We start from the raw sequence: 24,069 nt of genomic DNA, 5'->3' as shown, positions 1-24,069 counted from the left end.
GGTCGTGTTCCGATTACCAACTTAGAGCCGAATGCGCCGGTAAGTCAACGGAGTTCCTACTTTCCGCGGATACGACGCACCTCTTTCGCTCGGCGAGACAAGACGGTATTGTTTCGGTAGGCGTAACAAACAGGAGAAGCATGGATGAGAACGTGTTCGAGGGCCCGGATCTGATTGTGGCGGGAGCCGGTGGCGGTCTGGCCGGTGCGCTGCGAGCTGCGCAGGCGGGCCTGTCCGTGCTGGTCGTCGAATCGAACGAGCGCTACCGCCGAGGCAACAACACCTCGATGTCGACAGCGATGATCCCGGCCATGGGCACACGGTTCCAGCGGAATGCCGGCGTCACCGACACGCCTGACCTGTTTCGCTCCGATGTGGCCAACAAGACCGGGGGCGACTACAACGAGGTGGCCACCACCGCGCTGAGCGCGATCAGTGCGGAGCTCGTCGAATGGCTCGCCGACAGCGTCGGCATGGATATCTCGCTGGTCACCGATTTCGTCTACCCCGGCCACTCGGTGCCGCGGTGCCACACGATCCCCGGCCACTCCGGCGCGTCGATGCTCAACACCCTCGTGAATGCGGTGAGCGCGCACGAGATGATCGACGTGATGACACCGGCGCGACTCGTTGATGTGGTGATGACCGACGGCCGCGTAACCGGTGCCGTCATCGAAACGCCGGATGGCCGTGAAGAGATTCCGACCAAGGCGGTACTGCTCGCAACGAACGGGTATGGCGCGGATGCCGGGATGGTCACCGAGCACATGCCAGAGATCGCGGCAGCGCTCTACCACGGCAGCGAGCATTCTCGCGGGGATGCTCTGCGCATCGGCACTGCCCTTGGCGCGGCCAGTGACTACCTCGACGCATACCAGGGACACGCTGCGCTCGCGATGCCATCGGCATCGCTGGCGACCTGGGCCACCGTCATGCACGGCGGTTTTCTCGTCAACCGCGCCGGTCACCGCTTCGGCGATGAGACAAGCGGCTATTCCGAGTATGCGGCGATCTCCTCCTCGCACGCGTCGGAAGGTGCCTGGATCATCATCGACGAGCGCATCTACGAGGCGTGCAGCGGGTTCCAGGACTTCCAGGATGTCATCGCCGGAGGTGGCGTGCGCTGGGCCGACAGCCCGCAGCAGCTTGCTGTCGACGCCGGCATCGATCCCGATGGATTCACTCGCACCGTCGCCGAGGTAGCCACGTTCGCCGCAGCCGCCGGGTCCGATCAGTTCGGCCGAACCAGCTGGGAGACCCCCCTGACTGGGCGCTTGGCCGCAATCTTCGTCAAACCTGCGCTCTTCCACACCCAGGGCGGACTCCGCATCGACGAGCATGCCCAGGTCGTGCACACGGACGGGACACCGCTCACCGGGTTGTATGCATCCGGCGGCGCCGCCGCCGGCATCTCCGGTCATGGAGCCAGCGGATACTTGGCCGGCAATGGCCTGCTGCCTGCACTCGGCCTCGCGTTCATCGCTGCCGATCATGTCGCTGGGCGGGTGTGAGGGGCGGATCCCCTCATGCCCGTTGCTCTGACGGCGCCGCATCAAAGGCATCGGCGCGCAGCAGCGCGCACATCACCACTACGGCGATGAGCACCGGGATGAGCCAGAGCATCGTGGGCGTGAATGCTTCGAAATATGCCGCGGCGAGGTCGTCATGAAGTGAGCCCGAATGCGCTGCGAGGTCATCCGGGGACAACACCGATGCCCGGCTCTGAGCATCGGGCGTCGAATACCCATAAGAGCGATATACCTCGGTCAATCGGCTGTGCAGACTCATCGTGAACAGTGCCCCGACCACGGCTACACCGACGGCCGCACCGACTTCGCGCACGTAATTATGCGCGCCAGTTGCAGTTCCCAGAACGTCACGACTCACCGCGTTCTGTGCGACGACGATCAGCAGGTTGAAGCACATTCCCATCCCGATCCCGAGAACGAGCAGGACGAGACTGACCATCCAGATTGGCGTGTCCGGTCGCAGCAGCCCGAGCGATATCACCGCGATCGATGCGAGTATCGAACCGATCGTCATCCATGCCTTGTAACGACCGGTTCGACTGACCAGCACTCCGACGATGAGGCTTACGACGATCCAGCCGCCGTTCATCGGGGTGATAAGCAGCCCAGCGACGGCTGCGGACTGCCCCTTACCCATCTGCAGCACGGTCGGCATGAACGACAGCACAGCGATCAACACGAATCCCAGAATGAAGCCCACGGCTGTGGAGAGGAAGAATTGTCGATCTCTGAAGAGACCCAGTGGCATCACCGGCGCCGCTGCTCGACGTTCGATCATCACGAACGCGATAGTCGATACCACCGCAACGATGATGCTGGCGGATGCAAGCGGGCTCGGAGGGAGCATCCCATATGCCGAGACCTGCTCGATCGCGAGCAGGACGCTGACGGTGACGAACACCAACGCGATCATCCCCGCGATATCCATGCGCACTCGTTGAACGGGTGATGGCAGCCGCAACGCGAAAACTCCGACGGCGATGCAGAGCGCTCCCACCGGCACGTTGATATGGAACACCCACGGCCAGCTCAATTGATCGACGACGAGACCACCGATCAATGGCCCCAACACCGCGGAGACCGCGAAGATGACGTTGAGCGGAGCCATGAACTTCGCCCGCGCACGCGGCTCGACCAACATGCCGATGATCGCCATCGACAGAACCATCAACCCGCCACCGCCGATGCCCTGCACGCTGCGCCAGGCGACGAGTGACCAGAAGTCGACGGAGAGCCCTGCACCGAGGGATCCGAGCGTGAATGCCGCGACGGCGCTGAGGTACAACCAGCGATGCCCGTAGGAATCTGCCAACCGTCCGTAGATCGGCATGGTGATGGTGGCAGTTATCAGGAAGGCCGTGGTCATCCACGCCTGAAACTGCACTCCGCCGAGTTCACCGACAATGGTCGGCATAGCGGCCGACAGCACGGTGTGGTTCAGGCTCGACAGGAACATGCCTGCGGCGAGCGCGAAGTAGATCAGCCAGAAGCGCGCGCGACTGACGGACGGTGGCGCGTCGATTCTCTCCGTGTCGCTAGCGCGCGTCACGCCGCACCGCGGTCGCGCGCGTCGGCGATGAATCCCCGCCACCGCGCCGCCGTGGCCTCGGGATCCTCCTGATGCGGGAACATCCCCTCCACATCGAGCGTCTCGATGTGGATATCTCGCAGCATACTGCGCGCTGTCTCTTCGTAGCGCCGGTAGCGTGCGTTGACCCCGTTGAGCAGGAACACCGGGGCTGTGATGTGCTGCAGCCGCTGCTCGATACCGATGAGACCGAACCCGCGTTCGCTAGCCCGCGCCCAGCGTCCGGCCTGAACTCGCGATGCGTTCTGCTCGACGGCGAGGCGATGTTCCTGCTCCGATAAGCCGCTGGCTATCGGGAAAGGCAGCGGTGTCCAGTCAGACGTGAACAGGTCTCGGACGGCTCGGTCGTTGGCGAGCGTCAGCTCCAGGCTTTGTCGCGCGGTGAGGGAAACTCCGACGAGAGAAAGCGTCACGATGCGATCTGGCTGTTCGGAAGCGAGCTGCGTGCTGATCACACCCCCCAACGAACTGCCCATGGCGTGGATGCGCTCGATCTCGATCGCATCCAGGAACTGGCCGATCATCGCACTCGACTCGGTGATCGGATGCGCCCAGGTCACTTCTTTGTCGAGCGTCGAACCCCCATGGCCTGGTGCATCCACAACGAGCACCCGATGGTCGGTCGCAATCAGCTCAGCCACGTGGCGCCAGTCCGCGGCCCACCCTCCGAGCTTGTGCATGAGCATGACGGGTGTTCCTTCAGCTCGCCCCAGCTCGACGTAGTGGATGGCGCCGCCATCGACCTGCACACGGCGCCCTCGCACTCCCGGCCAGTGTGGGACATCTCCACGCTGGTACACCTCTGCATAGTTGTCAGGCGCTTGGATCGTCTCGCTCACGGGTGTCCTTTCAGCGATGATTCGCACGGCGCCACGCACTCGTGCGTCTGCGCACATCGGCGCATAAGTCTCGGGAGAACAGTTGAACTTCCACCGCATGCAGGCTCCCGCCGGGGAGGGCAAAATCGGCAAGCCCGTGGTCGGTGTCCTCGTCGACGAGGACGTGGCCTCGGTCGGAGGCCACACTGACGCGGATCCGGTCGAAGGGCTCGGTCGCACCGCCAAGGTGCGGGGCGGGGCTGGCTGTCACCTGCCAATCGACGAACGTGATCGGGTTGACGCTCAGTGGATCCTGTCGACGCTCGAGCGCGGGAGCAGTCTCGGATCGAAGCGATGCGTTCCATCCGATGAGCACCCCGCACTGGTCCGCCCGCCGGGGAAGAGGGAAGACGTCAAGCACTCCTTCTCTCCCTGGGCGGATGCCCGCACCGATCGCATAGGCCGCGACTAGTCGCCCGCTGAGCCGCTCATCCTCGGCGATCTCCGCCAGCAGGTCGATCGTGTGACGCGCCCCTTGACTGTGACCGGCGATGACGAATGGGCCATCCGGGAGCTCGTGCAGGAAGACGTGGAAGGCCGCACGAACATCACCGAAGGCAAGATCGTATGCGGCATCTCCACCCGTTCGATGCTGGTGGAAGGCGCGCGTTGTCGCCTGGCGATACGCGGGCGCCCAGGTGTTGCCCGGGAACGCATGGCCGTGCAACTCGGCCACAGCCGCCGCCCCGGAGCGCACTTCGGCATCATGCGGGTCCGCGAACCAGCGCTCCAGCGTCCGTTCGGTGGTCGGGTGCACATAGAACACTGCTGGGTCGCCGAGGCGACCGCTCGGATGCCGGCGACGGATCCAGGCCGAATCGGCGGCGTAATCGGGCCCCGCGAGTCCGTCGAACTGCGCCCGCAACTCCCCTGTCGAATGATCCGTTGTCATCTCACACCAGCTCCGGATTGCGCACGGGTGTCTTGCTCTTACCGCCAAGGTTGTCTCGCATCGCGTCGCCGAGGGTCGAGAACCCAAGAATGAGCACGACCAGGACCAGGCCTGGTGCGATCACTGCCCAGGGAGCCAGGCGCAGGTTCACCTGCGCCTCGGACAGAATGGTGCCAATGGAGAACTCCGGTGCCTGGACGCCGAGTCCGAGCAAGCTCAGCCCGCTCTCCGCGAGAACGAGAATGCCACAGCTGTTCGACCAGAGGATGATCACCGGCCCCAGTACAGCCGGGGCGACGTGACGCACGAGGATCGAGAAGGTCGATGCTCCCATGGTTCGCGCTGCCACGACGTAGTCGAGACGTTTGACCTGGGAAACGGTGTTGGCAATCGTGCGCGCATGCCCTGTCCACCCCCACAGGCCCAGCAGAATGATGAGTCCGAGCGCACCCGGTCCCATCACGGCGGCCAGCGCGAGCGCGACAGCAGCGAACGGGATCGCAAACTGGATGTCGGCCAGACGCATGAGGACGATACCGGCGGAGTTCTCGAAGTAGCCCGCAAGGATGCCCAGGGCAAGTCCGAGGATCGCAGAGATGGTCGCAGCACCAATACCGATGAGCAGGCTGAGACGCAGCCCGTGGATCACTCGACTGAAGGTGTCGCGTCCGAGCTGATCGGTACCGAGGATGTGCCCCTCAGCCCCGCCCAGCCAGGATGGCGGCGAGAACGAGAGCGAAACGTTCTGCTGTGCTGGATCAAACGGCGAGATGATTCCTGCTCCCGCTGCGAGCACGATGAGTACGAAGATCGAGATGAGCGCGGCGAGACCTGATTTCGAGCGCAGGATGCTGCGGACATAGGCGAGCGGCCCGTTCCGTCGTGACGTGCGCTTGCGTGGCTCCGCCGGGATAGTGAGCGCGGTCATGGTGTCAGTCATGCGAGAGCCTTCGATCGGAGCCGCGGGTCGATGAGCGTGACGATGAACTCCGCGAGCATGTTGACGATGGTGATCAGGAACGCCATGAAGAAGACGGCCGCCGTCACGAGCGCGAAATCTCGACTCTGCACGGCGCGAACCAGGAGCGCACCGACACCGCTCAGGTTGAACATCGTCTCGAGGATGATGAGCGATCCCAGCAGGAATGAGAACATCATTCCGATGAACGAGATCAGCGGTGGGAGCGCGATCGGGAGTGCGTGCCCGAACAGAACCTGCGCCGGAGAGATCCCCTTGGAACGCGCCATCTGGACACTGGTCTGACCGAGCGCATCGATCATCTGTCCCCGCACCAGCCTGGCAAGTGTGGCGAATCCGCCGATGGCCAGGGCGACCACGGGGATGATGAGCCCGCGGCCGTCGACGTTCCCTGAAGCGGGCAGCAGCTGGAACTGGATGGACAGCACCAGGACCAGGAGCAGCGCCATGATGAAGTAGGGGATCGCATCTAGGACGAACACCGCGGTCATCAGTGACCGCCCACGGGCTCGACCTTGATTGAGAGCAGCGTAGATGCCGGTGACGAACCCGAGCACGACCATCAGAATCAGCGTTGGGAGAATCACCGTGAGGCTCGGTCCCATGCGCTCGAGAATCAGCCCGAACGCATCCTGGCGAAATGCGAACGAGTCTCCGAAGTCGAGCCGCGCGGCGCCGGCGAGCATGCTCAGGTACTGCTGCCAGACGGGTCCATCCAGACCGAGATCGACGCGGAGCGCTTCGATCTGCTCCGGGGTTGCCTCCTGCGGAGCGAAGAGCTCGGCAGGATCTCCAGAGAGACGCATGATGAAGAAGAGCACCGTCGTCACTCCCCACAGCACGATCGCCAGTAGCGCGAGGCGTTTGAGGATGAAAACGAGCACGGGCCATACCCGTTTCAAGACGGCCGACATGAGATCAGATCAGCTGCGAGAGGTCGTCATAGTCGCGGGTCGAAGCAGCAATCAACCGCTGCATCAGACGACGCTTGTCGGTGTTGAGCTTCTCCGCGAGCTCGCCCTGCGGCACGAACCGATCGATCTGCTCGTCGCTGACGCTACCGGCCTCGCCGAGCAATGCGGTGAGGACCGAGACTCGATCGCTCAGTACTGAGATCTCGGATGCGAGTTCCAAGATCATGTGCATCATCCCGTCGATGTCGCTCTCGGGATCGAGTCTGACGGAATTCTTGTCTTTGGCGAAACCAGGCATGGTCATTCCTTTCGTAGGGGGGTGTGCGGTCAGCGGACCGCGGCGAGCGGGTGCGGCACCGCAAGTGTCAACAGCGAGTCGGGAGCTGCGACTTCCAGCGAGCCGGGGCGTATGCAAGCCACCTGGCGAGTGTCCCCGACCGCGGTCAGTTCCGGATGGGTGGTTCGGCATTCCGCGGTTGCGACAGGACAACGGGGGTGGAAGTAGCATCCGCTCGGCGGAGCCAACGCCGACGGCACCTCGCCGACCGGAACGATTCGATCGTCGGGCGCGCGTGTCATCGAGACCAGTGACGCGGTGTACGGGTGGCGTGGATTGTTGAAGATTTCCTCACTCGTCCCGATCTCGACGATCTCGCCGAGATACATCACTGCGACGCGGTCGCTGATGTGTCGGACCAGGGAAAGGTCGTGGCTGATGAAGATGAATGACAGGTTCCGCTCAGTCTGGAGGTCGTTGAGCAGGTTAATGATCTGCGCTTGGACTGAGATATCGAGGGAGGCGGTCGGTTCATCGGCGACGATCAGCGCAGGATCGAGCATCAGAGCGCGGGCGATGCCGATGCGCTGACGCTGACCGCCGGAGAGCTCAGACGCCTGGCGGTCCGACCAATCGGGGTCGATGCCGACGAGTTCGAGCATCTCGGCGACGCGGCGGGTCCGATCACGCGACGAACGCACGCCGTGCACGAGTAGCGGCTCGGCGAGAATGTCTCCCACCGACATGGTCGGGCTAAGCGAGGTCGCCGGGTTTTGGAAGATCATCGAAGCGCGACGGCGCACAGAGCGACGCAAATCGCGATCGCTCATGTGGGTGATGTCCTGGCCCTCGAAGATGATCGAACCCGAGGTCGGCTTGTACAAACGCAGCAGTGTTCGCCCCAGCGTCGTCTTGCCGGATCCCGACTCGCCGACAACCCCGACGGTCTCTCCGGGAGCGACGCTGAACGAGACATCTCGGACTGCCTGCAGCTCTCCGCGGCCAGGCACAGAGAAGCTCTGACCGAGCCCGTGCATCTCCAGAACGGGACGAGCATTCATACCGCTACCTCCTTGCGTCCGCCAGTACTGACCTGCTGCTGAACGCGCAGGCACGCGGACTGGCGCTCTTCGCTGATCTGGAGCAGAGCTACCGGTTGCGCCCTGCAGACGTCCCGCACTGCCGTGCAGCGATCGGCGAACGAGCAGCCGGTGTGGACGATTCCGGCACGTGGGGGGCGTCCCTCGATCGTCAAAAGTCGCCCGGCGCCGTCGGCACGCTCAGGGGCCGACTCGAGCAGCGCCCACGTGTATGGGTGCTGGGGCTCGGCAAGGACATCGAGCGCAGGGCCGAACTCGACGACGGTGCCGGCATACATTACGGCGAGATAGTCCGCGACGCCGCGAATCACGCTGATGTCGTGCGTGGACAGCACGATCGTGACGCCCAGGCGTCGGTTCAGATCCAGCAAAAGGTCGAGGATCTGCTGCTGGGTTGTCACGTCCAGGGCCGTGGTGGGCTCGTCGCACAGCAGGATCTCAGGCTCAGCGACAAGGCACATCGCGATCACGATGCGCTGCAGCTGGCCGCCCGAGACCTGGTGCGCGTATGACTTCATCCGCGCGCGCGGCTCAGGAATGCCCACCTTTTCGAGCGTCTCGATGCAGTGCTCCTCGAGCCGCTTCTTCGACCAGTCCGGGTGTGCCTGCTTCGCTGATTCGATGAGCTGGGAGCCGATGCGGATCATCGGATGCATCGAGCTCCACGGGTCTTGGAAGATCACGCGCATCGTACGAGCACGCAGTTTCCTCAGCTCGGTTGTCGACATCGTCGAAGCATTCTCGCCATGGATGAGGATCTCGCCGTCGATCTCAGCTCCCCACGGGAGCAGTCGGGCCGCTGCCAGCATCGCCGTGGACTTTCCGGAGCCGGATTCACCGGCAAGGACAACGATCGATCCCTTCGGGACGTCGAGATCGACGCCCCGAAGGATTCGGATCGAACCATCCACAGTCGGGAAGTCCACGTTCACCGAGCGATAGCTCAGCGCGATTTCGGTCTTCACTGATGATCCTCTTCTTGACTGGGTCGGTCGATTCAGCGGGCGGGCTTCTCGGCGATCAGCAGCCAGGGGTACTTCTGACCGTTGAGACCGATCTCCTGGACATTGACGAAGCCGAGCTCCGTGGCGATCTCTGTGAGGTTCAAAGTCGCCGCGGTGCGCCACCAAGGTTCGTTGCCGTAGGCCGCTGCGTAGTCAGCCGACCAGGCCATCTCCTTCGTGCCCTCGCGGTACGGCGTGACATCCGAGAAGACGATGTGTCCTCCCGGCTCGAGCAGACGCAACGACTCCGCGAGGACCTTCTTCGTCACGTGCGGGGGGATCTCGTGCAGCAGAATGAACGACGTCACCAGGTCGAAGGACTCCTCCGGGAGCCCGGTGTCCTCGGCGGCGGCTCGGATGCCTCGCCACGAGTGGCCGGCATCCTGGCCTCGCTTGAGCGCGTAGTTCAGTTCTGCGCGGGAGATGTCCAGCAGAGTGAGCTCGGCTTCCGGGTACACAGTCTGAATCTGCATCGAGTACTGTCCCGTACCGCTTCCCAGGTCGAGGATCCGGCGGTAGTCCTCACGCGGCGCGGCCGCTGCGACCTGACGACGAAGCTCGAAGATGTTGTTCCCGTAGAACGCTCGCAGCATCCAGCGGTAGACCATCTCGTGATGGATGAAGCCCATGTGCTCGTGACCGTCCCACCCACCGGTGGTGCCGTGGAATTCGTAGTCCCAGTAGCGCGGCACGGCATCACCGAGGCGGTCCTCGACCAGATGCTCCGCACCGGTGGCCAGCGGAAGGAGCGCATCCCTGTTGCGGTGGAAGGTCGCCACGGATCGGGGTGTGCTCTGGTTCCAAGAACCCATCACGTGATGGAGGCGGAACTCCGGCATCTTTTCGATCACCGCGTCAGTCTCCGCACGAAGCGACTCGATGTCTTCGAAATCGCCTTCGAACAGACCGGCCGTGGTGAGTTCATCGGCGAGTTTCTTTCGCAGTCCGCCATTCGCTGCGCTCATCGCGATGATGAACTCGAGCTCGGCGCGACCGCGCTGGTCGACGGCGACCTCAATCGGATCCAAATCGACTGCAGTAGTTGACATTGTCCTGTTCCTCTCCTTCACCGGATACTTCAGTTGACCGTCTTGGTGAGCTTCGTGAAGTCCATGGCGTTGCCGCCATCGAAGTCAGCACCGGATACCCCGGGGACCTGTGCGCCGAGTCCCTGCGCCTGGGTTGTCCACAGGATGTAGTCGTTGTCGTACAGCAGATGCGCGGATTCCCAGAGCAGCTCCTGCCGGGCATCCGGATCCATCTGTGTCAGCTGCTGCTCCTGCAGCGCCTCCCACTCCGGGTCATCGACAAGACGGTTGACGTACTGGAATGCTCTGTTTGCGTCGGAGGTGCCGACGTAGGAAAGGCCACGTGCGAAGACGTTGGTTTCGCTGTTAGCCCATTCCGCAGGATCCGTTATTCGGAACAGAGCAAGCCAGTCGGCGGTTTCGTTGATCTTCACTGTCGCGTCGAAGCCGACATCGTTCAGCATTCCAGCAACCGCTTCGAGCGAGGGCTTCTGCGCAGCCAACCCGGTGAGCAAGACGGTCGCGCCTTCGGCACCCTCAGCTTTCACGATCTTCTTCGCCTCTTCGGCATCGAAGGCCGGGGCGCTGATCTCATCGGTGTAGCCGAAGATGTTCTCGTCAGTGAGCTGGCCAGGTTCGGGGTCGGCAAGACCGAGCACTGCCGCAGCAATCAAGCCCTCCACGTTGACCGCGAGGTTGGCAGCACGACGCAGCTCCGGGTTGTCGAAGGGCGCGGTGAAGGTGTTGAACTGCAGGTAGCTGGTGCCGTCGCCTGTACTGGTGACGACTTCGACAGCGGCACTGCCTTCCAGCGTCGCCTTCGCCGTGGCCGGGAGCGCATGAGCCACGTCGATCTCGCCGGCTTCGATCGACGAGGTCAGTGTCGAGGAGTCCGCGAATGTTCGCACCTTGATGTTCTCTGTCAGCGCGGGCTCGCCCCAGAAATCATCGAATCGTGCGAACGTCACACCGGTGTCCGGCGCGAAGTCTGTGATCTCATATGCTCCCGTCCCGATCGCCTGGGACGCAAAAGCATCGGCCCCGAGCTCAGCCCACGCGTCGGTCGGGACAATGTACATCTGCGACAGGCTCGTCAGGAGAATGGGGTTGGGGGCTGCTGTTGTGATCTTGACGGTGTAGTCGTCGATCGCTTCGTAGCTGGCGAAGCCGGCCACGATGGGCGCGGAGATGAACTGACCCTCAGCCACCGCGTCGAACGTGCCCACCACGTCTTCGGCTGTGAACTCGCTGCCGTCGTGGAAGGTCACCCCCTCACGAAGCTTGATGAGCCATTCGGTGTCGCTGGTGTTCTCCCATGACTCAGCGAGCCTGCCTTCGAACTCACCCGGCGCACCGGGAACGGGGCGCGTGAGCGTGTCGTAAGCAGCACTGACCGCAACACCGCGCTGTGTCTGGAGCGGGTTGAGGCTGTCCAAGATGAAGGAGGTACCAACGACAACAGTGTCGGCGGGTTCGCCCACGCCGCTACCACCCTCGGCGCCTGGGCTGGCACAGCCTGACAGGAGAAGTGCACCGGCTGCCAGAGCAGCCACTGCGAAGCGTGGAGATTGAATTCTCGGGTTCATTCGTGCCTCTCACATGATTGCCGCTGCACGGTGCAGCGGAAGGGTGTGCACGCGGTCGACAGCCGAAAACGGCAGCGGGTGCGTCCTTGCACAGTGGCATTCTGATGTTACGTGGATGTTTCGTTGAACGAAACATCCGATTACGGGGAAGCTTACGACGTTCCACGGTCGGGCGTCAACAGGCTGGAAGAGATCTCTCAAATCTCCGACAAACTCGCGGCTTACGCGATAGCCGACGACGTTTAGGGAACGGTATCAAATGTTCCAGTTAGCAGAACACTCACCCAGTCAACGCGCGATCATGCCCGCAGACAGGTCAATATCTGCCCCGCACAGCCCTGGCATCTGCAGCATCGCCACGACGGCGGCGGCGACCTCTTCCTCGGTCACCATGCGCTGCAGAGCCGCGCGTGAGACGAATGCCTCCCGCGCCTCTTCGAAGCTCGTCCCGAGCGCGGACGCCTCGCGCGTGAAGTTGCGCGTCATCCGATCCCCCTCGACCGGGCCAGGAGAGAGTGAGTTGACGTTGACGCCCTGAGGACCCACTTCCCACGCAAGCGTCGCGGTGAGGCCGATGACGGCCATCTTCGAAGCCGTGTAAGGCGTGCGACGTGCGAGCGGGCGCTTGCCGCTCACCGAGGCGAGGTTGATGACATCACCTGAACCACGATCGACCATGGCCGGGAGCAGTGCCCGGCACATCAGGTAGACGCCCCGCACGTTGGTGGCGAAGACCTCATCCCAGTCGTCCGGTTCGATATCGACGAGGTCGGCCACGGGCCCCGCGATTCCCGCGTTGTTCACGAGGATCGACACCTGTTCATCCGTCAGCTGCTTCGCAAGCGCTGCAACCGAGTCGGGATCAGCAACATCGCAGGTGAGCACACGAGACGGCCCGTGCAGCTCTTCGGCGACTGCAGAGAGCTTCGGCTCTGACCTTCCGACCAGGATCACCCGCGCGCCGCGCGCGGAGAGCGCCCGGGCGATGGCGCGGCCGAGCCCATTGCCCGCGCCCGTGACCAGCGCGGTACGCCCTTCGATCGCGTCAACCGGCATAGCGATCGCCGAGCCAGTCGAAGGACTTTCCCGCGTATTTGGCGGCGCGGACATCGCCAGATCGGGCATGTCCCTCAAACAATTCCACCCGCGCTGCGCGGCCGAGCAACTCGCCGAGCTCAGCACTCGCCTCCTGCGAGGTGACCTCCTGGTACGTCACGGTCTTGATGAACTTGCCGACCCAGAGCCCGCCCGTGTATCGAGCCGCCTTCTTCGTCGGAAGCGTGTGGTTCGTGCCGATGACTTTGTCGCCGTAAGAGACGCACGTCGCCTCCCCGAGGAACAGCGCGCCATAGTCCCCCATCTTCTCGAGCGCCTCGCGCGGATACTCAGTGAGGATCTGCACGTGCTCGAAGGCGTAGTCGTCGGCGAGCGCATATGCCTCGTCGAGATCCTCGACGAGGATGACTTCGCCGTATTCGCGCCAGGAGGTCTCGGCGAAGTCGCACGTCGGCATCCCTGGCAAGATCTCCTCAATGTGCGCCATCACCTCACGGGCGAGGTCTTCGGATGTCGTAATGAGCACGGCTGGCGAATCCGGTCCGTGCTCGGCCTGGCTGAGCAGATCAACGGCGACGATGAACGGATCTGCGGCGTGATCAGCGACGATCAACACCTCCGTGGGCCCGGCGAACAGGTCGATTCCGACCGTGCCGAACAACTGCCGCTTCGCCTCGGCGACGAAGGCGTTGCCGGGACCTGCGATCATGTCCACACGACCGATCGTCTCGGTGCCCAGCGCCATCGCGGCGATGGCCTGTGTGCCGCCCAGAAGGCGGATCTCGTCCGCACCCGCTAGATGCAGCGCGGCAACCGTGGCCGCGGGAATCTCACCGCGAATGGGTGGCGTACATGCCGTGACCCGAGAAACACCCGCGACCTTTGCCGTGACGACGGTCATGTGCGCTGAGGCCAGAAGAGGGTACCGCCCACCGGGGACGTAGGCGCCGACGGACGCCACCGGAATGTTCTTCTGCCCGAGGAAGACCCCCGGCTCCACTTCAGCTTCGAAGTCGTGCAGTGAGTCGCGCTGCCGCTGCGCAAAATCGCGCACTCGCGCCTGCACCGTCTTGATGTCTTCAATGACCTGGTCAGGAACCGTCGCGATGATCTCCTCGATCTGCTTCCGGCTGAGCAAGAAGTCATCCGGCGACCACTTGTCGAAGCGCTCCGAGTACTCACGCACGGCCACATCGCCACGCTCCCGCACTTCAGCAAGCACCTCCTCAACGGTCTCGCGAACGGCTGCCGAGCCGCTCTGCTCGGACGTTTTGCCCTCGCCGGTTTTCAGATTTTTGGGCATGGGTGTTCCTCTCCATCGGGGTGTGCGGCTAGCCTGTTGTGCATACGTATACATGTCAACGCGAGCCAATCGGGAGGATGCCATGGCACGCCCGGCGACGAGCATCGATGTGGCGCGTCGCGCCGGGGTCTCCCAGGCGACTGTCTCGCGGGCGTTGCGTGATCTGCCGAGCATCACTCCCGAGACGAAGGAGCGCGTCTACCGAGCCGCGCGAGAGCTGAACTACGTGCCGCGCGAGGCAGGCCGCTCGCTTTCCACGCGCCGCTCGCGACGCATCGCCATCGTCGCCGAGGCCCTGACGAACCCGTACTATCCCGAACTCATCGAGCCACTGCGCCGAGAGCTGGCACAGCTCGGCTATCGGGCGGTTCTGCTCGCTGACTCTTCCGACGACGTCCTCACCGCCGACGCGCTCAGCGACGGCTCCTACGACGGCGTACTCGTGACCACAGCCGCCCGCGACACACGTCTGGCCGAAGATCTACGCGAGCGTGGCGTGCCGCACGTCTTCGTCAACCGCACGGTCGATGACCAGGCCAGCCGAAGCTGCGGCTTCGCCGATGGCGCTCATCTACTCGCCGACCTGCTGGTCGAACAGGGCCACGAGCGGATCGCACTCCTCACGGGCCCCACCCAGTTCTCCACGGCCTTCGAACGTGAGCGGGGGCTGCGCAGCGCACTGCGCGAGCACGGGCTGCGCATCCGTGACACCCAGGTGCTGCGTGTGGACTACACCGATGCGGCTGGCCAGCGCGCTTGCCGCAGACTCCTCGAGGCTGCTGAACCGCCCACGGCGATCGTCTGCGGAAACGACGTCGTCGCCATCGGCGCGCTCAACGCGGCGCATGCATTGGGATGGCGAGTTCCTGAGGACGTGTCGATCGTCGGGTTCGACGATATCCCCGCCGCTGGATGGAACATCGTGTCGCTGACGACCGTGCACTGCGACCTGAACGCGCTGGCCGCGACTAGCGTCACCGCCTTGCGCGAAGCGATGGCAGGATCGGCCCGAGCGCACCGCGACGTCCTCGATGTCTCCCTCGTCCTGCGAACCAGCCACGGCCCGCCGCGCGACGTTCACACCGACACTGAACATCGAACGACGCTCAGCCGTCAATGACCTGCTGATCGAAGCGGGCATGGCCGTCATAGTCGAGCAGTTCGTACAGCGCGTCGCGCGTCTGCATGCGGCCCATAAGAGCGTGCTGCGAGCCCGCGTCGAGCAGGTGACGGATACCGTCGGCGACAGCGCCCATGGCGAGACGCATCAGCGTCATCGGGTAGACGGCGAGCTGGTAACCGAGGTCACGCACCTCCGCCTGCGTGAGCGGCACTCGTCCCCCGAATTCGTTGAGGTTGATCATGAGCGGCACGTCCACAGCCTCTCGAAAACGGCGGTACTCCTCGAGGGACCGCAATGCCTCTGGGAAGACGACGTCCGCGCCGGCGGCGACGAACGCCTGGGCCCTTTCGATGGCTGCATCCAGCCCGACAGCGGCGCGAGCATCCGTTCGCGCGATGATGACGAAATCCGGATCACGCCTGCCCAGCACAGCGCCGCGGATCCGGCGCAGAGCGAGCTCAGCGTCGACCACCTCGACGCCGGCCGAGTGCCCGCAGCGCTTCGGATTGATCTGGTCTTCGATATGGCATCCGGCCACGCCGGCATCCTCGAGAAGTTGGATGCTGCGCGCAGTGTTGGCAGGCTCACCGAAGCCCGTATCCGCATCGACGATAACGGGAACGTCGACCATCCGAGCAATCTGGCTCGCGCGCTGAGCGACCTCGCTGAGAGTGGTCAAACCGATGTCGGGCAGACCCATGTCGGCGGCAATCATGTGCCCCGACACATAAACCCCGTGGGCGCCGGCGCGAGCTATCGCCTGTGCGCTGAGCACGTTGAACGCACCGGGCAGCACCGTCAGCTCGCCGGAGGCGAGCTGCGATCGCAGCGCGCGTCGCTTGTCGGTAGCGGGAACTGCGGAGGCGAGCATCCGATCAGCTCCTGCGTGCTGAGACGCCGGTGACGTCGAGGACGAAGTCAGCGACGAGGGCTGTCATCTGCTGCTCGAAGCCGTGGTACCAGTGATCCGACCCTCCGATGCGCGCGTCATGCACCCTCGGCGTCAGCTGCGCGCCGATCTCGGCCCACAGCCCATCACGGGATTCGGTGCCGCCCCACCCGTACAGCACCGGAGAATCGAGTTCGTTCACCCGCTCGATCCAGAATTCGGACCCCGGGGTGGCGGCGCGCTCACTCAACGAGCGCGCGGTGATGCCCCAGTACCACGATGGCAGGGGGATGATCTCGTCACCGCGCCCCTCCGCGATCATCGCCGTGGCCATCTCGAGTGCCCGGCCCTGGTCGGCTGGTTCCGGCCACCACCAGCTGAGCGCCGTCTTGTTATCGGTGAGGGGCGAAAGCAGAATGCGTCCGACGATGTCCTGCCCCTCGGGCGTGTAGACGCCCGCATAGTAGCCGCCGGAGGAGTGCCCCGACATGATGATCTTCGTGAATCCCTCCGCCCGCAGAAAAGCCACGGCCGCGTGCAGATCCTGCTCCCCGGCCACGAGCGACTCGTACATACCACCCGCCACCGGGACATCGTCGCGGTCCGTGTTGTAGGCGAGCGAGTGGCACCGCATGTTGAACGCGAAATGTGCGACACCGCGCAGCGCGTCCGGAAGCCAGCGCGCGTGGATGTCCAGCATCGTCGCGCCCTTGCCATGCACGTGCAGAAGGACGACCTTCTGCCCCTCCTCACTCTCGGCCGGATACAGGAGGCCATCGAGCGTCCAGCCATCGCCGGTGGTGAACGCGACCGCCTCGACGGAACGGCGGCGGGTGATTTCAGTCATGGGTTGTGCTCCTCATGCAGGATCAGTGCAGGACGGTGCCACCGTCGACGACGATGGTCTGGCCGGTGATGGCGCGCGCGGCTGAGGACGATAGGAAGCGGATGCTGTCGACGACGTCGTTGACGGTGAGGTCAATGGGCAGTGCACGGGTGGCCCGGAACTCGGCTCGCTGCTCCGGTGTCCACACCGAGAGATTGCGCTCGGTCGCAACGAGTCCGGGAGCGACCGCGTTGACGCGCACTCCATCGGGTCCGAGGGCGAGCGCAAGAGAGCGGGTCATGCCGATGACCCCCGCCTTGGCTGCTGCGTAGTGCACCATGCGCGCGTGCCCTTTCAGCGCGATCGCCGATGCGATGTTGACCACGCTGCCCTGCGTCGCACGGAGCCCTGCGCGACTGCCCCATACCGCGTGATACCCGGAATCGAAGTTGATCCGTGCCAGCGATACCCACTTCTCCGGGACTAGCTCGTCGACCGACAGCGTCGGCCAGACACCGACAGCGTTGATGAGGGTATCGATCTCACCGATTCCCCCGAAAACCGCCGCGGATGCCGGGTCGGAGGTGTCGACGATGTGAGCGGTGCCGCCCACATCCGCCGCGACCGCCTCCGCGGCATCGGAGCGATCCACGACATGCACATTGCTGCCATCAGCGGCGTAGGCGTGCGCGAGCGCCCGACCGATCTCTCCGGCGCCGCCGGCAATGACGACGGTGCTCACGCAGTGCCGTTCATGATCGCAACGGCCTCGTCGAACGACACCACCTCGCCGATCTTCGCCTGAATGTCGAACAGGTTGGCCTCGTGTGGCTCTGGAAGACGGTCACCGACGGCATCGCGCACGACGATGGGGATGAACCCGGATTGCATGCTGTCCGTTGCGGTGGCGCGAATGCATCCGCTCGTCGACAGGCCAGTGATGATGAGCGTGTCGATTCGCAACGATGCCAGCGTCGCCATCAGTGAGGTACCCGCGAACGCGCTCGGGTACTGCTTCACGATCTCGATGTCGCCGTCACCGGGAGCGAGGCCGTCGATGTAGCCGCTGAATGGGCTGTCCTCGCGGAACCATTTCAGCGCAGGCACCTTGCGCACGAAGATGCCCCCGTCCCGGCCATGCTCCTCGTGCTTGACGCGAGTGATGATCACCGGGATGCCAGCGGCAACGGCGGCGGCCCGCACCTGGCGCATGCTCTCCACCTCAGCTTCGACGCCCGCGTACAGAGGGCACTCGGGATTCGTGTACGCCTCGCACGGGTCCACGATGATGAGTGCCGGGCTGGCGCCGGGAGTCAAGCTGCCCCGGAACCCAGCGCGGTCGTAGTCCTCGTTGTCACTCATGACTGCGCCTCCTGGAACTCTCCGACCTGCACGAAGGCCTTCGCGGCAAGCACCGGTGCGATTCGCTCGGCGATCACAGCCTTGTGCGCGGGATGCGCGGCGTAAGCACGCCAGGCGTCTTCCGAGACGAACTCCAGCCGGAAGAGCACGTCGCCGTTGCCCTGGTTCAGTCCGAGGTCGATTCCGACCTCGACCCGCTGAAGCCCGTCGATCTGTCCGACCAGACCGGTCAATCCGTCGGCGATCGCCTGCCGATCGGCATCCGTCGCCGATTCGACGAGTGTGAGCATCCCGATATGCGTGATCATGCTGTCTGTCTCCTTGTTCTCAGGCCAGTGCTAACGGTGATCAGTGCTCTGCGAAGAGCGAGCCGAAGCCTTCGAGCTTGTCCATGATTCCGTTCGTGCGGTATGCCGCCCACACCGTGGCCGTGTTGATGGCGATGACCGGTTTCCCGAGCTCCTGCTCCATCTCCGCAGCGACGAGAGAGCAGGCGAGGTTCGTGCCGGCCTGCAGCAGCACGTCGACGTCTTCGGCGTCGACGGCGCGGAACGCGGCCTTCAACTCATCCGGGGTGACGTCTTCGATCGAGGTAGCCGTCTCACACTTGAGTCCGTGCACGTCGTGGACCTCGTAGCCGATCTCCTCGAAGAAGCGGCGCACCTGGCCATCTCCGACGGGCTGGTACGGGGTGATGATGCCGATCTTCTTCGCACCGTAGACATCCAGCGCCATCTTGCACGCCATCGCACCCGTGGTCACTTCACGACCCTCGGAAAGATCGCTCATAAGCTTCGCGAACTCCTCGGCACCTTCTTTTCCGCCCCAGAAGGTCTCCGCGCTCATGCCCATCACGAGCGAGTCGACCTCGGCGGTGACGACGTCGCGGACGGCGCGGCCGATCTCGACGCGAAGGTTCTCCAGAAACGCGACGAAGGACTCGTCGTCATCGAGCACGGGCTGCGGGATAAAGATGCGTCCGGTGTGCCACGAGACGCCTTCCACCCGCATCCAGTTGAACTCGGCCTCCACCACCGTGTTCGTCGAAGGGAGGATGAGGCCGAACTGAGCGCGCGGCGAAGTGATGCTGGTCATGATGACTCCTTACTGAAAGGTCTGGGATTCACAGATCGGTTGAGGAAGGCACGAGCGCGAGCCCGACACCGGCGAGGGTCAGCTGCCGGATGCTGGGCAGCGCCGCGACGCTCGCCGAGATCGCAAGAGGCACCTCGGGAAGCGCACGATGAACCGCGTGCAGCAGTTCCGGATCGGTCAGCCCGACGAGGCCCAAGAAATCGGCGCCGGCGTTGACGTACAGCCGCCCGGTGGCGACGATCTCGTCAACGGAGCATCCCGCGGTAGATGAGACAGTACCGATCACGAGCACGTCACGACGCGCTCCGTGGGCCGTGGCGATGGCTGTGGCCACTGTCATCGAATCGGCATCTGCATCGCTGAACTCGACGACGGCCACACCGGCACGCTCGGCGATCGCAATCGCTTCGGCCGCGCCGACATCCTTGACGCCGACGATGAGTGGCTTGTCGACCGATTCCACAACCTCGGCGAGGTCGTCTGTCGACCAGATGACGCGTTCGGCGGGCAGGTAGACGGCAGCACCGTCGCCATCGCCGATGGATGCGACCAGGAGCGTCGTGCCCCGCACAGCATCCGAAAGCGCCTGTCCGGCAGGGCGGCTGCTCGTCGCTCGCACCGGGCTGAGTCCGCGACGCATCCTCCGGCGAGAGGTCTCGAAGGAGGCGAGCATCGATGCGCCCATGAGATACGCCCGACAGCGCTCGACGTCGGCTGCGATCTCAGCCATCTCCTGCTTGCGGCCGGAGCGTTCGCGCTCATCGCGCTCACGCATCTCGTCATAGTTCTTCTGGGTGTTCTTCTGCACATCCACGGCCGCTGCGTCGTAGCGCACACGGGCATAGGTGTCTACGGCTCGCCGGGCGTCTCCGCCTTCGAGTGCGAACGCGATCGTTTCGACGGCAGCGTGCGCGTCGTGGATTCCGCTGTTCATGCCCATGCCGCCTAGCGGGTTGTTGATGTGCGCGGCATCACCGGCGAGCAGGACACGACCCTGGCCGAATGTCGCGGCCAGACGCTGGTGCACGCGGTAGATCGTGCTGTGCACGATCGGGTAGGGCTCGTCCAGAGCGATCACGCCCTGCAGTCGTTCTTCGATGCGATCCGGCGACAGTGCGACCTCGTCGGACTCGCCCTCGTCGATCGGGAAGAGGACGCGCCAGTGGTTCGGCGTCCGCAGCAGCACGCCCCAGTCCTCCGGGTCGTAGACGTAGCTGACGTACGCCAGGTCGTCGAAGTCCTCGAGGAAGTCGTGCGTCGTGGATGCCACGAGGAAGCGTTCGGGGTAGGTGACCCCCTCGAAGGCGATACCGAGCGATTGGCGCACCGCGGATCCTGCGCCGTCGGCGGCGATCACCCAGTCGGCGCGGTAACTGGCCTCGCGAGCGTCGCCTGGAAGATAGATGTAGGCGCAGTCGCGGCCCATCTCCACGCGTTCGACCGGCGCACCGTAGCGCAGCGTGACGTGCTCCATTTGCTCGAGGTGACGCCGGATGATCCGTGTCAGCGTGCCCTGCTCGTTCTGGATCCGGAAGGGGAAGTCGGTGTAGTCCGAGAGCAGCCCCATGTCGAGATGCGCGATCAGTTCGCGGTTGTGACCGCGGTACTGGAATCCCGGAGCCTTCAAGCCGGTGGCGATGAGCTCTTCAGCGACACCGAGCTCCGAGAGGATCTGCAGGCTCGGTGGATGGAACGTGGATGCCCGTGATTCTGTTGCGAGGTCTTCTCCGGCCTCAAGCACCGTGACTGCGATCCCGCGGCGAGCCAGGCTCAGGGCCGCGGTCATGCCTACCGGCCCCATGCCGACGATGACGATGGTGGGTTGAGGCTCTGTGGCCATCTCAGTACTGCCTTTCCATGATGTTCTGCGTCCCGCGATGGAGGTCTTCTCCTGCGGCTCGCTGCGTGACGATATCTGCGAATCCGCCCAGCGGCTGACCGACAACGGTCAGCTGACCGCCATCGACCGGGAGCGAGTGCCCCGTGATCATCGACGCGTCGGCGCTGAGCAGGAATTCAATGGCTCGTGCGACCTCGAGCGGGTCACCGAGCGCACGCTGCGGGACGGGAGCCGTCAGCGCTGCTTCGCCGTGCTTGGCACGGAGGAACTCGGTGATCGGGGTCGCAATCAGACCGGGAGCGACGGCGTTCACGCGGATGCCGTAGGGCCCGAGTTCTGTGGCCAGGGCACTCGTGAGCGACATGATCGCGCCCTTCGAGGCGTGGTAGTGCGCGCCGAGGCCGTTGACGTAGCCGAATCCGGCGGTCGAAGCGACCGTGACGATGGCTCCGCCGCGGCCGTCATTCACCAGGGCGCGCGCGACGCCGCGCGCAGCGATCACGGTGCCGAGGACGTTGATGTCGAGTGTGCTGCGCCACACCTCGAGGGTCGAGTCGAGGAAAGACTCTTTCACGGAGATGCCTGCGCACGCTACGAGCCCGGTAATTCCGTCGGCGGCGACCGCATCGACGGCGGATTCCAGCGCTTCGGCGTCAGAGGCGTCGCACACCATCCAGGTACCGCGGACGGATGCGTCGAGCTCGTGCCACCACGATGATGTCTCAGCATCGACCGCAGTGCGATCGAGCACCGAAACGCGTGTCCCCTGTGCCGCGAGATGCTGTGCGGTGGCGGCCCCGATACCGGAGGCTCCGCCGGTGATGAGAACGTGACTCACAGTGCGCCCCCCTTCCTGGTGTCGATGCTCGGTACGGGATGCCCGCCCACCGGGGGGACAGCGACCGATGACTGCCCGCCGTCGACGGGAAGGATGTGCCCGGTGGTGAAGGATGCTGCCGGTGACAGCAGCCATTCGACAGCGGCGGCGAGCTCATCCGCTTCGGCCAGGCGGCCGGCCGGAGCACGCGCGGCCAGTCTGTCCTCGCCGAAGCCGTCGCGCTGGGCGGCGCTCATCGGCGTGCGTACGAGTCCCGGTACAACGCAGTTCACCCGGATGCCGTGCTGAGCCAGGTCGCCAGCCAGCGAGCGGGTCAGACCGACCACCGCCGACTTCGACGCGTGATATCCCACGCCCAAGCCCGCGACGTAGCCGATGCCGGCGGTCGAGGCGAGCGTGACGATCGAACCGGGGCGCCCCTCGTCGACGAGAATTCGCACCAGCGCTTGGGCGGGCGCCATAGTTCCGGTGACGTTGATTGTCATGGTGCGCGCGAACTGCTCCGGTTCGGAGTCCAGTACGCTCTCCCGATCGGCGACCCCGGCGCACGTGGCCAGCCCGTCGAGCGGGGATACCGCGTTGGCTTCTGCGATCGCGGAGGTTACGGCTGCAGCATCCGTCACGTCGATCGTGTGCCATTGCCCACGCACCTGCGGGTCGAGTCGCGTCCACCAGTCGCGTTCATCGGAAGCCGTCCGATCGATCACCGACACACGGATGCCGCGCGCCGTCAGGCGGTGCGCCAGGGATTCACCGACCCCCGACGCACCTCCTGTGATGATGACGTGATTCACCCGGCATCCACATCGATCGATGTGTCGGGAATGTATGCGCCATCCTCGTAGTGACCGAGCGTGACGCTGAAGGAGAGCTCCCCTTCGGCGCTGCCGTGGTGCACACCGCAGACTCCCGTCGACTCCGGCAATTCGAGCAGCGCCGTCTGCAACGCCTCCGGGTCGCCGACGCCCGCCTCAGCGATGGCCTGGAACAGCAGGTTCGCGCCGTCGTAGGCGATCGCAGCGTACTCGGTCGGTGCGCTGCCGAACTCTTCCTCGTAGGCCTGAGACCAGTCGAACAGCGGCCCCTCGGTGGCAGCCGATGGAACGCACTGGTTGCGGTTGTAGATCGTCTCGAAGCCGTCATAGTTGAGCTGCTCGAAGGTGCCCGGTTGCAGACCGGCCACGAAGCTCGGCAGCTTCACGCCGGCCGTGGCGAGCGCGTTTGCGGCGACGATGTAATCGGCCTGCTGTCCGTAGACGAACAGCATCTCAGCATCGGAGTTGCGCAGGTTGTTGGCCTGGGTGGTCAAGTCGACTTCGCCGGACTGGAAGATCTCTTCATCGACGATCTCGAAGCCGAACTCCTCTGCAGCCTCGTTCAGGATCTCCGAGGCACCGCTGCCCAGCTCACCGCTCTCGCGCAGCAGCGCGATCTTCTTCGCGCCGAGATCCTCGGTTGCGAATTGCGCTGCTGCGCGAGTCGTGATGCCGTCATGCGAGGTCATGCTGAAGACCCAGTCGCTACCGGCGGCGAGTTTGGCGTTCGTTCCCCCCATAATTACGGGGATGCCAGTGCGGTCGACCTGTGTCATCACGGCGAAGCCCTGCGTGCTCACCGGGAAGCCGATGACAGCGGTCGGGTTCTCGCTGGTGATCCGGTTAAACGCATTCAGCGCGGTCTCGTCATCGGCGCCGATGTCTTCCTGGATCACGCGGACGGTCTGGCCGTCGATGCCACCGGCCTGGTTGATCGCCTCGACGGCCATCTCGATGCCGTGGGTCATCGGCTCGCCGAGCACGGCGGATCCGCCGGTGGTGGGCAGAGCGACACCGATCACGACCTCACCGTCTGCACCGCCGCCACCACCGCCTTCGCTGCAGGATGTGAGCGCGAACGCGCTGATGACGCCGACGGCAATCGCCGCCGCTTTGATGGATGTACGTGCCATGATCTACCTCACTC

24 protein-coding genes are annotated in these 24,069 nt (G+C 64.4%); 2 read left to right on the top strand and 22 right to left on the bottom strand.

Translation table 11 applies throughout. The features are described from left to right. The first annotated feature begins 140 nt into the window (after positions 1 to 140). Positions 141 to 1,511: an FAD-dependent oxidoreductase gene (locus tag ACSS7Z_RS01475; RefSeq protein ID WP_438252656.1), complete on the top strand. Its 1,371-nt coding sequence runs from the start codon at positions 141 to 143 to the stop codon at positions 1,509 to 1,511. Positions 1,512 to 1,524: 13 nt separating this feature from the next. Here ACSS7Z_RS01475 and ACSS7Z_RS01470 read toward each other — a convergent pair whose 3' ends face one another. The 12 genes from ACSS7Z_RS01470 to hisD all read right to left on the bottom strand — a co-directional run bounded on the left by ACSS7Z_RS01470 (position 1,525) and on the right by hisD (position 14,134). Continuing rightward, on the bottom strand, positions 1,525 to 3,078 hold the full coding sequence (locus tag ACSS7Z_RS01470; RefSeq protein WP_438252655.1) for an MDR family MFS transporter: 1,554 nt from the start codon (positions 3,076 to 3,078) through the stop codon (positions 1,525 to 1,527). Continuing rightward, positions 3,075 to 3,956, bottom strand: a complete 882-nt coding sequence (locus tag ACSS7Z_RS01465; RefSeq protein WP_438252654.1) for an alpha/beta fold hydrolase — start codon at positions 3,954 to 3,956, stop codon at positions 3,075 to 3,077. The genes ACSS7Z_RS01470 and ACSS7Z_RS01465 overlap by 4 nt, the downstream gene beginning before the upstream one ends. A gap of 10 nt (positions 3,957 to 3,966) precedes the next feature. After that, positions 3,967 to 4,887 (bottom strand): DUF3089 domain-containing protein, encoded by a 921-nt coding sequence (locus ACSS7Z_RS01460; protein ID WP_438252653.1) that lies wholly within the window; start codon positions 4,885 to 4,887, stop codon positions 3,967 to 3,969. 1 nt (position 4,888) lies between these two features. Next, entirely contained in the window at positions 4,889 to 5,827 is a 939-nt protein-coding gene (locus tag ACSS7Z_RS01455; RefSeq protein ID WP_438252652.1) for an ABC transporter permease, read from the bottom strand. Next, positions 5,824 to 6,780, bottom strand: coding sequence for an ABC transporter permease (locus ACSS7Z_RS01450; protein ID WP_438252650.1), 957 nt, complete (start codon positions 6,778 to 6,780; stop codon positions 5,824 to 5,826). The genes ACSS7Z_RS01455 and ACSS7Z_RS01450 overlap by 4 nt, the downstream gene beginning before the upstream one ends. 4 nt (positions 6,781 to 6,784) lie before the next feature. After that, entirely contained in the window at positions 6,785 to 7,078 is a 294-nt protein-coding gene (locus ACSS7Z_RS01445) for a hypothetical protein (protein WP_438252649.1), read from the bottom strand. A gap of 29 nt (positions 7,079 to 7,107) precedes the next feature. Continuing rightward, complete coding sequence (locus tag ACSS7Z_RS01440; RefSeq protein WP_438252648.1) at positions 7,108 to 8,118, bottom strand: ABC transporter ATP-binding protein; 1,011 nt, start codon at positions 8,116 to 8,118, stop codon at positions 7,108 to 7,110. Further along, positions 8,115 to 9,122 (bottom strand): ABC transporter ATP-binding protein, encoded by a 1,008-nt coding sequence (locus ACSS7Z_RS01435; protein ID WP_438252647.1) that lies wholly within the window; start codon positions 9,120 to 9,122, stop codon positions 8,115 to 8,117. The genes ACSS7Z_RS01440 and ACSS7Z_RS01435 overlap by 4 nt, the downstream gene beginning before the upstream one ends. Positions 9,123 to 9,154: 32 nt before the next feature. Next, a complete protein-coding gene (locus ACSS7Z_RS01430; RefSeq protein WP_438252646.1) occupies positions 9,155 to 10,210 on the bottom strand; it encodes a class I SAM-dependent methyltransferase in 1,056 nt (351 codons plus the stop codon). 29 nt (positions 10,211 to 10,239) lie between these two features. Then, positions 10,240 to 11,670 (bottom strand): ABC transporter substrate-binding protein, encoded by a 1,431-nt coding sequence (locus tag ACSS7Z_RS01425; protein WP_438252645.1) that lies wholly within the window; start codon positions 11,668 to 11,670, stop codon positions 10,240 to 10,242. A gap of 393 nt (positions 11,671 to 12,063) precedes the next feature. After that, positions 12,064 to 12,831 (bottom strand): SDR family NAD(P)-dependent oxidoreductase, encoded by a 768-nt coding sequence (locus tag ACSS7Z_RS01420; RefSeq protein ID WP_438252644.1) that lies wholly within the window; start codon positions 12,829 to 12,831, stop codon positions 12,064 to 12,066. Further along, entirely contained in the window at positions 12,821 to 14,134 is a 1,314-nt protein-coding gene (hisD, locus tag ACSS7Z_RS01415) for a histidinol dehydrogenase (protein WP_438252642.1), read from the bottom strand. The genes ACSS7Z_RS01420 and hisD overlap by 11 nt, the downstream gene beginning before the upstream one ends. An 82-nt stretch (positions 14,135 to 14,216) precedes the next feature. Here hisD and ACSS7Z_RS01410 point away from each other — a divergent pair, with 82 nt between their 5' ends. Continuing rightward, a complete protein-coding gene (locus tag ACSS7Z_RS01410) occupies positions 14,217 to 15,254 on the top strand; it encodes a LacI family DNA-binding transcriptional regulator (protein ID WP_438252641.1) in 1,038 nt (345 codons plus the stop codon). Here ACSS7Z_RS01410 and ACSS7Z_RS01405 read toward each other — a convergent pair. Genes ACSS7Z_RS01405 through ACSS7Z_RS01360 form a run of 10 tightly spaced genes read right to left on the bottom strand, consistent with a single transcriptional unit; the run spans position 15,241 to position 24,055 of the window. Next, entirely contained in the window at positions 15,241 to 16,128 is an 888-nt protein-coding gene (locus ACSS7Z_RS01405; RefSeq protein ID WP_438252640.1) for an isocitrate lyase/PEP mutase family protein, read from the bottom strand. The genes ACSS7Z_RS01410 and ACSS7Z_RS01405 overlap by 14 nt on opposite strands. A gap of 4 nt (positions 16,129 to 16,132) precedes the next feature. Further along, positions 16,133 to 16,993, bottom strand: coding sequence for an alpha/beta fold hydrolase (locus tag ACSS7Z_RS01400; RefSeq protein WP_438252639.1), 861 nt, complete (start codon positions 16,991 to 16,993; stop codon positions 16,133 to 16,135). A 22-nt stretch (positions 16,994 to 17,015) separates the two neighbouring features. After that, on the bottom strand, positions 17,016 to 17,714 hold the full coding sequence (locus ACSS7Z_RS01395) for an SDR family NAD(P)-dependent oxidoreductase (protein WP_438252638.1): 699 nt from the start codon (positions 17,712 to 17,714) through the stop codon (positions 17,016 to 17,018). After that, entirely contained in the window at positions 17,711 to 18,334 is a 624-nt protein-coding gene (locus ACSS7Z_RS01390; protein ID WP_438252637.1) for an isochorismatase family protein, read from the bottom strand. The genes ACSS7Z_RS01395 and ACSS7Z_RS01390 overlap by 4 nt, the downstream gene beginning before the upstream one ends. Beyond that, on the bottom strand, positions 18,331 to 18,642 hold the full coding sequence (locus ACSS7Z_RS01385; RefSeq protein ID WP_438252635.1) for a Dabb family protein: 312 nt from the start codon (positions 18,640 to 18,642) through the stop codon (positions 18,331 to 18,333). Before ACSS7Z_RS01385 ends, ACSS7Z_RS01390 begins: the two co-directional genes overlap by 4 nt. 40 nt (positions 18,643 to 18,682) lie before the next feature. Beyond that, positions 18,683 to 19,429, bottom strand: a complete 747-nt coding sequence (locus ACSS7Z_RS01380) for a maleate cis-trans isomerase family protein (RefSeq protein WP_438252634.1) — start codon at positions 19,427 to 19,429, stop codon at positions 18,683 to 18,685. A gap of 28 nt (positions 19,430 to 19,457) precedes the next feature. Further along, positions 19,458 to 21,269: an FAD-dependent oxidoreductase gene (locus ACSS7Z_RS01375; protein WP_438252632.1), complete on the bottom strand. Its 1,812-nt coding sequence runs from the start codon at positions 21,267 to 21,269 to the stop codon at positions 19,458 to 19,460. A gap of 1 nt (position 21,270) precedes the next feature. Then, positions 21,271 to 22,107, bottom strand: a complete 837-nt coding sequence (locus ACSS7Z_RS01370; protein ID WP_438252631.1) for an SDR family NAD(P)-dependent oxidoreductase — start codon at positions 22,105 to 22,107, stop codon at positions 21,271 to 21,273. Continuing rightward, entirely contained in the window at positions 22,104 to 22,901 is a 798-nt protein-coding gene (locus ACSS7Z_RS01365) for an SDR family NAD(P)-dependent oxidoreductase (RefSeq protein WP_438252630.1), read from the bottom strand. Before ACSS7Z_RS01365 ends, ACSS7Z_RS01370 begins: the two co-directional genes overlap by 4 nt. Next, positions 22,898 to 24,055, bottom strand: a complete 1,158-nt coding sequence (locus ACSS7Z_RS01360) for an ABC transporter substrate-binding protein (protein ID WP_438252629.1) — start codon at positions 24,053 to 24,055, stop codon at positions 22,898 to 22,900. The genes ACSS7Z_RS01365 and ACSS7Z_RS01360 overlap by 4 nt, the downstream gene beginning before the upstream one ends. Positions 24,056 to 24,069 lie beyond the last annotated feature (14 nt).

It is taken from the genome of Microbacterium wangyouchuni, from assembly GCF_051546305.1.
GTDB lineage: Bacteria > Actinomycetota > Actinomycetes > Actinomycetales > Microbacteriaceae > Microbacterium.
This window is presented reverse-complemented; position numbering and strand designations above follow the sequence as displayed.